The organism is Methylobacterium nonmethylotrophicum (assembly GCF_004745635.1).
GTDB classification, from domain to species: domain Bacteria; phylum Pseudomonadota; class Alphaproteobacteria; order Rhizobiales; family Beijerinckiaceae; genus Methylobacterium; species Methylobacterium nonmethylotrophicum.
The window spans coordinates 166,142-178,991 of sequence record NZ_SRLB01000005.1; the positions used below are offsets into that span (position 1 = coordinate 166,142).

The 12,850-nt window shown below is 69.7% G+C and carries 11 protein-coding genes; 6 read left to right on the top strand and 5 right to left on the bottom strand.

Annotated elements, in window-relative coordinates; all coding sequences use genetic code 11:
- Positions 1-245: 245 nt before the first annotated feature.
- The 3 genes from EU555_RS07680 (at position 246) to EU555_RS07690 (ending at position 3,655) form a co-directional block, all read left to right on the top strand.
- On the top strand, positions 246-1,622 hold the full coding sequence (locus EU555_RS07680; RefSeq protein WP_135414087.1) for an ABC transporter substrate-binding protein: 1,377 nt from the start codon (positions 246-248) through the stop codon (positions 1,620-1,622).
- A gap of 252 nt (positions 1,623-1,874) precedes the next feature.
- A complete protein-coding gene (locus EU555_RS07685) occupies positions 1,875-2,744 on the top strand; it encodes a carbohydrate ABC transporter permease (protein ID WP_135414088.1) in 870 nt (289 codons plus the stop codon).
- Positions 2,741-3,655 carry a carbohydrate ABC transporter permease gene (locus EU555_RS07690; RefSeq protein WP_245524187.1) on the top strand — a complete coding sequence of 305 codons (915 nt, stop codon included), beginning with the start codon at positions 2,741-2,743 and terminating at the stop codon, positions 3,653-3,655. The genes EU555_RS07685 and EU555_RS07690 overlap by 4 nt, the downstream gene beginning before the upstream one ends.
- 53 nt (positions 3,656-3,708) lie before the next feature.
- Here the strand turns inward: EU555_RS07690 and EU555_RS07695 are convergent, their stop codons facing one another.
- Positions 3,709-5,184, bottom strand: a complete 1,476-nt coding sequence (locus EU555_RS07695) for a methyl-accepting chemotaxis protein (RefSeq protein WP_135414089.1) — start codon at positions 5,182-5,184, stop codon at positions 3,709-3,711.
- Positions 5,185-5,606: 422 nt separating this feature from the next.
- Between EU555_RS07695 and EU555_RS07700 the strand changes: the two genes are divergently transcribed.
- Entirely contained in the window at positions 5,607-6,755 is a 1,149-nt protein-coding gene (locus tag EU555_RS07700; RefSeq protein WP_245524188.1) for a PAS domain-containing protein, read from the top strand.
- Between the two features lie 310 nt (positions 6,756-7,065).
- Positions 7,066-7,533 carry a PAS domain-containing protein gene (locus tag EU555_RS07705; protein WP_135414090.1) on the top strand — a complete coding sequence of 156 codons (468 nt, stop codon included), beginning with the start codon at positions 7,066-7,068 and terminating at the stop codon, positions 7,531-7,533.
- 76 nt (positions 7,534-7,609) lie between these two features.
- Here the strand turns inward: EU555_RS07705 and EU555_RS07710 are convergent, their stop codons facing one another.
- Together EU555_RS07710 and rocF are read right to left on the bottom strand one after the other, a co-directional pair.
- Complete coding sequence (locus tag EU555_RS07710; protein WP_135414091.1) at positions 7,610-8,662, bottom strand: ornithine cyclodeaminase; 1,053 nt, start codon at positions 8,660-8,662, stop codon at positions 7,610-7,612.
- Positions 8,662-9,597: an arginase gene (rocF, locus tag EU555_RS07715; protein ID WP_135414092.1), complete on the bottom strand. Its 936-nt coding sequence runs from the start codon at positions 9,595-9,597 to the stop codon at positions 8,662-8,664. Before rocF ends, EU555_RS07710 begins: the two co-directional genes overlap by 1 nt.
- A 125-nt stretch (positions 9,598-9,722) precedes the next feature.
- On the opposite strand from rocF, the gene EU555_RS07720 reads away from it, so the two are divergent.
- A complete protein-coding gene (locus EU555_RS07720; protein WP_135414093.1) occupies positions 9,723-10,160 on the top strand; it encodes an Lrp/AsnC family transcriptional regulator in 438 nt (145 codons plus the stop codon).
- Positions 10,161-10,278: 118 nt separating this feature from the next.
- Here EU555_RS07720 and EU555_RS07725 read toward each other — a convergent pair whose 3' ends face one another.
- Positions 10,279-10,635, bottom strand: coding sequence for a hypothetical protein (locus EU555_RS07725; protein WP_135414094.1), 357 nt, complete (start codon positions 10,633-10,635; stop codon positions 10,279-10,281).
- A 113-nt stretch (positions 10,636-10,748) separates the two neighbouring features.
- Complete coding sequence (locus EU555_RS07730; RefSeq protein WP_135414095.1) at positions 10,749-12,839, bottom strand: molybdopterin-containing oxidoreductase family protein; 2,091 nt, start codon at positions 12,837-12,839, stop codon at positions 10,749-10,751.
- Positions 12,840-12,850: the final 11 nt, after the last annotated feature.

Here is a 12,850-nt window from a genome sequence, read left to right on the forward strand (position 1 = left end):
CGGCACCGGACGATCAACCCAAGGTGACGGTTCCCGGGGACAATCTCGACAATGCGGGAGCGTAATACTTTCGTCGTGCCGCCGCGCCGGCGCGCGAGCGGCCCGGTTACTCGGCAAAATTTACGGTCGCCGACGGTCCGGCGCCGGCGAGACCGGCTTTCGCCGATTGCTTCGGGCGGCGTCCCGTGCTGAAATACCAGTGAGCGAGCCGCCCGACCAACGAGGCGGATGGGAGGAGAACACCGATGAGGCGAGTCGTCGCGGGAGCGTTGTCGCTGGGCGCGTGGGTGCTGGCCGGGATGCCGGCCGTCGCGCAGGACAAGACGCTCACCGTCTGGTTCAGCAAGGGCTTCTATCGGTCCGAGGACGAGTCGCTCTGGGCGACGATCAAGAAGTTCGAGCAGAAGACCGGGATCAAGGTCGAGCTGTCGCAATACGCGATCCAGGACATGATCCCGAAGACGGTCGCGGCGCTCGATTCCGGCTCGCCGCCCGATGTCGGCTATTCCGACACCTACAACAACCAGGCGGCCGGCAAGTGGGCCTTCGAGGGCAAGCTCGAGGACCTCAGCGACATCCTGCAGCCGATGATGCCGCGCTTCGCGCCGCAGACGGTCGAGCACGTGCTGCTCATGAACGGCCAGACCGGCAAGAAGGCCTATTACGGCTTCCCGCTGAAGCGCCAGACGCTCCACACCGAGATCTGGGGCGACATGCTCGACAAGGCCGGCTTCAAGCAGGCCGACATCCCGGCGAAGTGGTCCGACTACTGGGCGTTCTGGTGCGACAAGGTCCAGCCGGCCTACCGCAAGGCGTCCGGCAGCCGCACCTACGGGATCGGCGCGCCGATGGGGGTCGAATCGACCGACAGCTTCCAGTCCTTCTACGCCTTCATGGACGCCTACGACGCCAGACTCGTCGACAACGACGGCAAGCTGACCGTCGACGACCCGAAGACCCGCGAGGGCCTGGTCAAGGCGCTCAAGGACTATACCGATCCCTACGTCAAAGGCTGCGTTCCGCCCTCGGCCACGACCTGGAAGGATCCCGACAACAACGTCGCCTTCCACAACCGCACCACGGTGATGACGCACAACTTCACCATCTCGATCGCGGCGAAGTGGTACGAGGACAGCGTCAACCCGAACAACACCCCGGAGCAGCGCGAGGCCTCGAAGAAGGCCTACGAGGAGTCGATCGTCACCGCGCCGTTCCCGAGCCGGCCGGACGGCAAGCCGATGACCTACCGCGCCGACGTCAAGCACGGCGTCGTGTTCTCCGGCGCCAAGAACAAGGCGGCCGCCAAGGAGTTCGTGAAGTTCATCATGGAGGAGGACAACCTCCGTCCCTACGTCGAGGGCGCGATCGGCCGCTGGTTCCCGGTCACCAAGGACTCGATCGAGAGCCCGTTCTGGCAGGCCGACAAGCACCGCAAGGCCGTCTACAACCAGTTCAAGTCCGGCACCGAGTCGTTCGACTACGTGAAGAACTACAAGTTCACGCTGGTCAACAACGAGAACGTGTTCGCCAAGGCGATGAACCGGGTCGTGAGCGAGAAGGTCCCGGTCGAGAAGGCCGCCGACGAGATGCTCGCCCGCATCAAGCAGATCGCCGCGCCGTAACCGGCCGTGGAAAGCTGAGGAACGCGCAGGACTGCCCAGGGAAAGACAAGGCGCGTGTCTCCCCTCTCCGATACGGGAGAGGGGATCCGCTTGATCGATACGACGATCGTCTCTGGGCCGACCCGCGGAACAAGAGGAGAGGCGCAGTGCCTCGATCCATTTCAACCGGAGCGGGGTCCGATCACCACGTGATCGGGGCCCGCTCTCGGTTTTCGAGTCCCTCTCATCCAGGCGTCACCAGGGAGACCGATCATGTCCGCAACGGTCGCTGAGGCCGCGCCGGCCGCCGCGGCGCAGCCCTTCCGCCTCAGCTCATGGCAGGCCTGGGGGCTCATCCTGATCGCGCCCTACCTGCTCGTGTTCCTGTTCTTCGTCATCTACCCGATCGGCTACGGGCTCTGGCTCGCCCGCAGCCCGGCGAGCTACGCCCACCTCGCCGCCGACCCGATCTTCGCCCGTGCGGTCGTCAACACGCTGATCTTCCTGATCGTCGGCATCAACATCAAGATGGCGATCGCGCTCCTCCTGTCGGGCTTCTTCACCAACGAGCGGCGCTGGATCCGCTGGCTGTCGGTGCTGTTCATCCTGCCCTGGGCGGTGCCGTCGATCCCGACGATCCTGTCGGTCCGGTTCATGCTGAACCCCGAATGGGGCGTGGTGAACCAGCTCATCTTCCGGTTCACCGCCGAGGACGGGCCGAACTGGCTCAACGATCCCACCCTCGCGCTGTCCCTCGCCATCGCGGTCCATATCTGGAAGTCGCTGCCGTTCTGGACGCTGATCCTGCTCGCCGGGCGGCTCGCGATCTCGGCCGACCTCTACGAGGCGGCCTCGGTCGACGGCGCGACGAGGTGGCAGAAGTTCCTGCACGTCACCTGGCCGTCGATGCGGACGCTCTACGTGACCTGCACGATCCTCTCGATGATCTGGACGCTGGGCGACTTCAACTCGGTCTACCTGCTCACCGGCGGCGGTCCCGCCGACCTGACCCACGTGCTGGCGACGCTCGGCATCCGGTATCTGCGGCTCGACCAGGTCGACCACTCGATGGCGGCGGTCGTCTGCGCGATGCCCTTCGTGCTGCCCCTCGTCTACGTGCTGATGAAGAGGCTCTCGAAATGAGCACGACCACCGCCCGTTCGGTGCTTCCTGCGACGCCCTCGGCGGAAGAGCGCTCCGCCGCCCGGACCAACTGGCTGAAGGCGGCCGGGACGGAAGCCAAGCTCCTCCTCATCGGCATCCCGGTCCTGCTCTGGACCCTGATCCCGATCTACCACCTCGTCCTGTTCGCGATCTCGCCGAAGCAGGACGCGATGTCGGGCGCGCTGTTTCCGGCGCACCCGACCCTCCAGAACTTCAAGATCGTGTTCGGGGAGAAGCACTACTTCCTGTCCCACTTCTGGCAGCAGTTCTGGAACTCGGCGCTGATCGCCTTCGCGACCGGCGTGCTGACGCTCGTCGTCGCGACCTCGGCGGCCTTCGCGATCAGCCGCCTCAAGGTGAAGGGCGGCCGGACCGTGATGAACATGGCGCTGTTCACCTACTTCATCCCGGCGGCGTTCCTGGCGGTGCCGATGTACAAGACGATGGGGTCCTACGGGCTCCTCAACACCAAATGGGCGCTGATCCTGGCGATGGTGACGATCGCCAGCCCCTACGCGATCTGGGTCCTGAAGCAGGCCTCCGACAAGCTGCCGGTGGAGCTCGACGAGGCGGCGATCATGGACGGCGCCTCGCCGCCGCAGCTCTTCCGCTTCGTCTACCTGCCGCTGATGGTGCCCTCGCTCGTCGCGATCGGCGTCTACGCGCTGCTGCTCGCCTGGAACGAGTACCTGTTCGCGTTCCTTCTCCTGTCCCGCGACACCGACGTGACCCTGCCGGTGGCGCTCGGCAGCTTCCTGGCCGCCGACGACTCGCCGTGGGAATTGCTGATGACGACGGGGCTGATCTACGCCCTGCCGCCCGCGGCGGTCTATTACGTGTTCAAGCGCTACATGGTCGGGGGGCTCACGGCCGGCGCGGTCAAGAGCTGACACCCAGTCCGTCCGACGCGCCTGGCGGACCGCTGGACCCCAACCGGCGGTCGTCAGGCCGCCATGCTGCGGGAGGCGTCCCGGACCAGGCGGGTCGAGGCATCGACCTCCTGGGTCGAGGCGGCGATCAGGCCGACGCTCCGGCTGATCTCGGTGACGGCCTGCGTCATCGCCTGCATGCTGCCCGAGATCTCCTGGGCGACGGCGGTCTGCTGCTCGACGGCGGTCGAGATGGCCGAGGAGATCTCGTTGACCTGCCCGATCGTCTCGCCGATGCCGGAGATCGCGGCGGCGGCCCGGTTCGCGGCGGCCTGCGTCTCGCCGATCTGGGCACCGATGCTCTCGGTCGCCTTGGCGGTCTGGGCCGCGAGGGTCTTCACCTCGGCCGCGACCACCGCGAAGCCCCTTCCGGCCTGGCCGGCGCGAGCCGCCTCGATGGTGGCGTTGAGCGCCAGCAGGTTCGTCTGGCTGGCGATCCTGTCGATCATCTCGACGACCTGACCGATGCGCTGCGCCGCCGAGGCGAGCCCGGCCACCACGGCCGAGGTGGTGTTCGCCTCGGCGACCGCGCGCCCGGTGACCTGCAGCGCGCGGCTCACCTGCCGGCCGATCTCCCCGACCGAGGCGGCGAGTTCCTCGGCGCCGGCCGCCACGCTCTGGGTGTTGCCGGAGGCCTGCTCGGCGGCGCTCGCGGCGCCGACCGCCTGCCGGGACGCCTGCGTGATCGACGCGGCGATGCCGTCGAGGTCGCGGTCGATGCCGCGGTGCAGCTCCGTCCGCCGAAGCCGCTCCTCCACGGCGGCGGTGATGTCGGTGGCGACCTTGACGACCTTCGCGATCCGGCCGGAGGCGTCCTGCACCGGGTTGTAGGTCGCCTGGATCCAGACGACCCGCCCGCCCTTGCCGACGCGCCTGTACTCGGCCTGCTGGAACTCGCCGCGCCCGAGCGCCTCCCAGAACGCCCGGTAGGCCGGGGTGCCGCGCTCGGCGGGGTCCACGAACATCGCATGGTGCTGTCCCCGCACCTCGTCGAGGTCGTAGCCCACCACGGCCAGGAAGTTCGCGTTCGCGGTCACGATCGTGCCGTCGAGGTCGAACTCGATGATGCCCTGCGAGCGGTCGAGGGCCCTCAGCTTGCCTTCGAAATCGGCATTGCGCAGCTTCTGGGCGGTGACGTCCGAGGCGCACTTGAAGACGCCGTAGGGCCTGCCGTTGCGCCCGAGCAGCGGGTTGTAGCTCGCCTGGAGCCAGACCTCCCGGCCGCCCTTGGCGATGCGCCGGTACTCGGCCTGCTGGAACTCGCCGCGGCGCAAGGCCGCCCAGAACAGCCGGTAGGCCTCGCCTTCGCGCTCGGCGGGGTCGACGAACAGGGAGTGATGGCGCCCGCGGATCTCCTCGAGGCGGTAGCCCATCACGGCCAGGAAGTTGGCGTTGGCCGTCACGACGTTGCCGTCGAGATCGAACTCAATCAATGCCTGCGAGGCATCGATCGCGTTCAACTTGGCCTTGAGTTCGGTATTGAGCAACATTTGACGTTCCCAGTCTCAAAGGAGGTCTGTCGCCTCACTTTCCGCTAGGGTATGGGCCGCGTGCTGCCAAGACCTGAACCCGAACGGTGAAACACCGGTGTATGCCGGCTTTTTCCGCATCGGCTTTCCTGTCATTCCGGCACCCGGGCCCGCGTCGCCTTCGCGCCTGGCAGCTTTTCTGCCATTCTGCCCCGGCGACGGTGCCTCGCCCCGGCCAGCCGCGACGGGAACCTCGCGCCGGCCGCCTGGCCGGAAGTCCCTGCCCGGGTCATCGTGCCCGGGCGCGGCCTCTCCGGCCGCGCCGCCGGCGCGAGACGCCGATGCAGCATGACATGCGGAGGGTTGTTTTACACTTTTGGCATAACCCGCATGGCATATATCCTCGCATTCCGATGCGATACCGCCTGAGAGAGGGAAACGGTATGCCGACACGTGCACTGATGCGTCCTCAGGCGCCGGCGGAGGCGGGCGCGGTCCCGCGCGCGTTCTCCTCGCGCCACTTCCTCAAGCTGATCGAGGATACCGGCAAGGTCGGCTTCTGGTCGGCGGACCTGCGCTCGGAGCACATGGACGCCTCGCTTGGCCTCTACCGCATCCTGGGGCTCGACCCGGCCTCCGGGATCACCTTCGGCTTCGGCCTCGACATGATCCATCCCGAGGACCGGGCCGCGCATGGCGACCAGATCGCGGTGCTGCGCTCCGGGCAGCCGATCAGCCGCGAGTTCCGCATCATCCGGCCGGACCGGACCCAGCGCTGGCTTCTGCACCACGCCGAGGTGATCCTCGGCCCCGACGGGCTCCCGAGCCAGGGCATGGGCGTGGTGTTCGACGTGACGGAGCGGCACGACGCGATGAATGCGCTGCTGCAGCGGCACGACCGGCTCAACGCGCTGATCACCGCGACCGGCGCCATCTTCTGGGGAACCCAGGCCAACGGCGAGCCCACCGAGATGGCGCAATGGATGGCGCTGACCGGGCAGAGCTTCACGCAGATTCAGGGGCTGGGCTGGATGAATGCCGTCCACCCGGACGACCGTCCCCGCACCCATGCCGCCTGGATGACGGCGATCGAGCACGCCTCGGCCTACAACACGGATTACCGCATCCTGTGCGCGGACGGCATCTACCGCTGGTACAATTCCCGCGGCGCGCCGGTGCTCAACAAGGACGGCTCCGTGCGGGAATGGGTGGGCGTCTGCCTCAGCGTGCCGGGCCGGAGCCGGTACGGCCTGTCCCCGTCGGCGCCCGATGCCGCGGGGCCCGGACCCGCAGGCCAGGCCGCGGCGGCGAGGCCGGCCAACCCCGATCCGGCCACCACCCGGACGGCAGACGGCACGGAGCTTCTGACACCGGCGCAGATCCGTGCAGCGCGCGGCATGACCGGCCTGTCGAAGGACGAGCTGGCCAAGCTGGCCAACGTGTCGGTCTCGACCCTCAACCGCCTGGAGGACGAGTCCACCTCGGTCAGACCGCGTCCCGACACGATCCTGGCCGTGCGCCGCAGCCTGGAGAAGGCCGGCGTCGCCTTCACCTTCGAGCCGGGGGCGAAGCCCGGCATCCGCGAGGCGTGAGGGCGCGCCACCCGGGGGCGCGCAGGCGCTTCGGACTCGCACCTCGAGACCGGATCGCGGGCAGCCGCCTCTCGCATCACGGCCTGGGCGATCGCCGTCATGCCGGCGGCCTCGCGTCCCGGCTCTGTCCCGGCGCGGCGTGCGGTCGCCGCCGCCGGATCGGCTCATGCGCCGGAATCGGGCTTCGACCCTTGCGAATGCCTGAATTTATTCCCTGCCGCCGCGGGCCGAACCCGTCATTCGCGGGAGAGAGATCGTTAACAGATCCTGATTTATGAGCACGGGGCGTGTTTGTGGGAGAAATCATGCCATGGAACTCGCCGACCTGGTGCGGCTGTTCGCCGATTCCCTGGACCTGGCGGTGGTCCTGACCGATGTCGACCTGGCGCGGCCGGGACCGACGGTGCTCTACGCCAACCCCGCCTTCGCGCGCATGAGCGGCTACGCGGCCGAGGAGGTCGTGGGCGCCTCGCCGCGCCTGCTGCAGGGCCCCGGCACCAGCCGGGAGGCGACGCGGCACCTGCCGCGCCTGCTGCGGACGGAAGGCCGCTTCCTCGGCTGCCTGCGGAACTACCGCAAGGGCGGGGAGGAGTACCTGTGCGAGATCGACGTGCGGCCGATCCTGGGCCGCGACGGCACCCCGCAGGCCTTCATCGCCTTCGAGCGCGAGGTGGTCCGCCGCCGCGGCCGGCCGTCGGATGGCGGGACGCGACGCTACCGCCCGGCGATCGGGGCCGCTTCGCCGCTCGGCGACGCCGCCATCCCGCTCTTCGCCTGAGGCTCGGCCCGAGACCCGGCGGCCGTCCCCTGGCCAGCGGTGCGGGCGGGAACGGCGAGCGACCCCGCCCCGGCGCTCATGCGACCAGGCGCGGCGGCGCGGCGCGCAGCAGCATGCCGAACAGGTCGCGCGGGTCGTCCGGATCGGCGAGGAGGTCGAGATCCTCGTAGTACGGCCAGGCGGCCAGCAGATCGCGCACGGTGCGCAGGGCGGAAAAGTCCTCGATCGCGAAGCCGACCGAGTCGAACACCGTGACCTGGCGCGCGTCGGTGCGCCCGGGCGCGAGACCGGAGAGGACGCGCCACAGCTCGGACACCGGGTGATCCGGAGCGAGCTGCTGGATCTCGCCCTCGATGCGGGTCTGCGGCTCGTACTCGACGAAGATCGAGGCGCGGTGGAGCACGCCGGGCGCCAGCTCGGTCTTGCCCGGGCAGTCGCCGCCGACGGCGTTGATGTGCACCCCCTCCCCGACCAGGTTGTCGCCGAGGATGACGGCGTTGCGCTTGTCCGCCGTCACCGTGGTGACGATGTCGGCGCCCCGCACCGCCTCCTCGGCGCTGGCGCAGGCCGTCAGGTCGAAGCCGAGGCCGGCGAGGTTGCGCAGGCACTTCCTCGTCGCCGCCGGGTCGATGTCGTGGAGGCGCAAGCGGTCGACGCCGAGGAGCGCCCGGAAGGCGAGCGCCTGGAACTCGGCCTGCGCCCCGTTGCCGATGAGCGCCATGGTGCGCGAGCCCGGACGGGCGAGAGCCTTCGCGGCGAGCGCCGAGGTGGCGGCGGTGCGCAGGGCCGTGAGCAGGGTCATCTCGGTGATGAGCACCGGATACCCGTTGCCGACATCGGCCAGCACCCCGAAGGCGGTGACCGTCTGGCGCCCGCCGCTGGCGTTCTTCGGGTGGCCGTTGACGTACTTGAAGCCGTAGGTGTGGCCGTCGCTCGTCGGCATCAGCTCGATGACGCCGTCCGGGCTATGGGCGGCGATGCGGGGCGTCTTGTGGAAGGCGTCCCACCGCGAAAAGTCCCCCGCGATGGCGTCGGCGAGGCGGGTCAGCATCGCCTCGATCCCGACCGCGTGGACGAGACGCATCATGTTGTCGACGCTGACGAAGGGGACGACGTTGAGGGCCGGCATCAGTAGCTCCGGGTCGGCTTGTCGAGGATGCGGCGGCCGAGCAGGCTGGCGGCGAGGTCGGCCATCAGGAGGGCGGTGCGGCCGCGCTCGTCCAGGAAGGGGTTGAGCTCGACGAGGTCGAGGCTGCGCACCAGCCCGGAATCGTGCAGCAGTTCCATGATCAGGTGGGCCTCCCGGAAGGTGGCCCCGCCCGGCACCGTGGTGCCGACGCCGGGCGCGATGCCGGGATCGAGGAAGTCGACGTCGAGGCTGACATGGAGCAGGCCGTCCGCCGCCGCGACCTCGCGCAGGAAGCCCCGCAGCGGCGCGACGACGCCGTTCTCGTCGATGTCGCGCATGTCGTGCACCCGCACGCCCCGCCCGAGCGCCTCGCGCTCCGCCGGGTCGACGCTGCGCAGCCCGAACATGCAGATCCGGGCCGGATCGAGCGCCGCTTCGAGCGGCGGAAAGTAGCCGGAAAAGCCCGGCCGCCCGGTGAGGTAGGCGAGCGGCACGCCGTGCAGGTTGCCGCTCGTCGTCGAATCGAGGGTGTGGAGGTCGGCATGCGCATCGAGCCAGAGCAGGAAGAGCGGCCGCCCCTCTCGTTCCGCCCTCCGCGCCATGCCCGCCACCGTGCCTGCCGAGAGGCTGTGGTCGCCGCCGAGGAAGATCGGCAGCGCCGCCTCGCTGTGCCGGAAGGCGGCGTCCGTGAGCGCCAGGGTCCAGCCCGCCGTCTCGGCGAGGTTGCGGATCGCCCGGTTCGGATGCGGCGGCGAGGAGAAGGGAGCTGGCGCGACGTTGCCGGCATCCGCGACCGTGAGGCCGAGGTCGCGCAGCGACTCGCTCAGGCCCGCCGCCCGGTAGGCGCTCGGCCCCATGTCGCAGCCGAGCCGGCCGGTGCCCGATTGCACCGGCGCCCCGATAAGGACGCACCCTCTCGCTTCGCTTCGCGCCACGTCGCCCGCTCCCGTCTGGATCACCAGACCGTAGCGGGCGCCTGCGGCACTTTGAACAGGCTAAGCTGCGCGATTTTCAACGCCGAATGCTCACTTCGGCAAGCGGAATCGACCAGTGTGTCGGCATGGACGACCTCGACCAAGCCCTCATCACCCTCTTGCGGCACGATTGCCGGCGCCCGGTCTCGGACCTCGCCGCGATCCTGAAGGTGTCGCGCGCCACCGTGCGGGCGCGGCTCGACCGCCTCGAGCGCGGCGGCGAGATCATCGGCTACACGGTGGTGCTGCGGGCCGACGCCCTGCCCGCCGCCGTGCGGGCGATCACCCTGATCGCGGTCGAGGGGCGCAAGGCCGGCGACGTCATCGACGCGCTGAAGGGGTTTGCCGAGATCACCTCGGTCCACACGACGGTCGGCACCTGGGACATCGTCGTGGAAGTGTCCGCCGGCAGCCTGCCGGAGCTGGACGACCTGCTGCGGCGGGTGCGCCTCGTCCCGGGCGTGACCACCTCGGAGACGCACCTGCTGCTGTCGACGCCCAGGAGTGCCCGGGCGCGGCTTTAAGGACGTGCGACGTCCGAGCGATGGACGAGCTTAGCGCGCTCCCACCCTCGATCTCATCCTGAGGTCGAGGGTGGGAGGATGGGTGAGTTCAGGAGTGTCGGGGTCGCGACCCCGCCTCTCAGACCGGGCGCTGCAGCTTGCAGCTGTCGATGGCGCCGAGCGCCTTGGCGCGGGCCGAATCGTTGAAGTAGCCGGTGGCGCGATAGGCCTCGATCTCGGAGGCGTCGAGCGCCCGCAGGGTGGCCTTGGCGTAGCAGCCGCAGGGGCGCTCGAGGCTGGTCTCGGCGGTGTTCTGCAGCCGGGCCTGGACGACGGTGCAGGCGCGCCGCACCCGGGCCTCGAGGTCCGACTTCGGCGCGGTGCGCAGGGCCGGATCGGGCTGGTAGGCCTCGAGCTGCGACGAGGACGCGCCGGCGAGCGCCGCGGTGGCGCCGAGCGCGAGGAAGCCGGCGGCGAGGAAGGTGCGGAGACGCATGGGAGGTGGAATCCGTTGGGCTGCTTGCCTGAAAGCGTGACCGTTGGACGCCGAAACTTCCCGCCCGCACAAGGGCGGACGAGCCACACCGGGTGATTAAAACCCTTGGCGCGCTATTGCGGCAGCGCCGCGATGGCGACGTGGTTGTCGTGGAAGGCAGCACCCCCGAAGGGAGCCGGCGCATCGGCGCCGGTCAGCGTGTTGATGCCGCGCCCGTCCGGATAGGCGTCGTTCGGCCAGATCGACTCGGCGATCAGCACGCCGCGGCGCAGGCCCGCGAACAGGGTCGCCCGCAGGGTGACGGCGCCGCGCTCGTTCGACAGGCGCACCCAGGCCCCCTCCCCGATCCCGAGCGGACCGGCATCCTCCGGGTGGATCATCACCGTCGGGTGGCGCTCCCGGGCGAGCGAGGTCGGGGTCTCGGTGAAGGTCGAATTGAGGAAGTTGCGCGCCGGGCTGGTGGCGAGACGGAAGGGATGGTCCGGCGTCGCGTTCATCAGCGGCGCCTCCCAGTGGTCGGGGAGCGGCGGCATCGCCGGCCCGCGCGGGCCGTCCTGCGCCACCGGCACCGTCGCCCAGTCCGGCTTGAAGCGGAAGCGGCGGTCGGGATGGGCGAAGCCGTCGAGGAAGTGGGCGCGCGCGAAGGGCGGCTGCGCGTCGAGGAAGCCGTCCTCCTCCATCTCCGCCAGGCTGCCGCGGCGCGAGGCCTTGAGCGTAGCGTCGATCAGGTCGCGCGGGCTCATGGCGAAACCCGGATGCTCGGCGCCGAGGCGCTGGGCGAGCGCCACGATCACCTCGTGGTTCGAGCGGCAGAGGGCGGGCGGCTCGATGCGCTTCAAGCCGAGCTGGATGTGCTGCTGGCCGCCGCCGGTATAGAGGTCGTCGTGCTCCAGGAACATCGTGGCGGGCAGGACGAGGTCGGCCATGCGGGCCGTCTCGGTCATGAACTGCTCGTGCACGCAGACGAACAGGTCGTCGCGGGAAAATCCCCGCTTCACCAGCTCCTGCTCGGGGGCGACCGAGACCGGGTTGGTGTTCTGGATCAGCATCGCGGTCACCGGCGGGCCGTGGCGCAGGGCCTCCGGGTCGCCGGTGAGCACCCGGCCGATCTGCGACTGGTCGAGCTGGCGGGTGCCGGGGCGGACCGCGTCGAGCCCCTCGATCAGGCGCTTGTTGAGGCCGAAGACGCCGCTGTTCGAGTGGAACGCCCCGCCGCCGCGATGCTGCCAGGCGCCGGTGACCGCCGGGATGCAGAGCGCCGCGTGCATGTTGGCGGCGCCGTTGCGGCTGCGGGCGAAGCCGTAGCCGAGGCGGAAGAACGTGTTCTTCGTCTTGCCCACGAGATGAGCGAAGCGCTCGATCTCGGCGACCGAGAGGCCGGTGATCGCCGCGGCCCATTCGGGATCGCGGCTCTGGAGATGGGCCTCCAGCTCCTCCGGGCAGTCGGTGTAGCGGGCCATGTAGTCGCGATCGGCGAGGCCGTCCCGGAACAGCACGTGCATCACCGCGCAGGCGAGCGCCCCGTCCGTGCCCGGTCGCAGCAGCAGGGCGAGATCCGCCTGCTTCATCGTCGGGTTGTCGTAGATGTCGACGACCACGACCTTGGCGCCGCGATTCTTGCGGGCGGCCTGGACGTGGGTCATCAGGTTGACTTGCGTGTGCACCGGGTTGGTGCCCCAGATCACCACGCAGTCGCTCTCGGCGATCTCGCGCGGGTCGACCCCGCCGAGGCGCCCGGTACCGGCGATGTAGCCCGACCAGGCGAGCGTGGTGCAGATGGTCGAGAACTGGCCGGAATAGCCCTTGGCGTGGCGCAGGCGGTTGATGCCGTCGCGCATCACCAGCCCCATCGTGCCGGCATAGTAGTAGGGCCAGACCGCCTCCGGCCCGTGCGCGGCCTCCGCCGCTTTGAAGGCGTCGGCGACGCGGTCGAGCGCCTCGTCCCAGCCGATCGGCGCGAAATCCCCCGAGCCCTTCGGGCCGGTGCGGATCAGGGGCCTCGTCAGCCGGTCGGGATGGTGGATCCGCTCGGCGTAGCGGGCGACCTTGGCGCAGACGATTCCCGCCGTGTAGCTGTGGCGCGGGTTGCCGCGCACCCGGCCGATCGTCGCCCCGTCGATCACCTCGACCTCGAGGGCGCAGACCGACGGGCAGTCGTGCGGGCAGGTGGAGGTGGTCCGCTCGATCCGTGGCTGGGCCGTCACCGTGCGCTCTC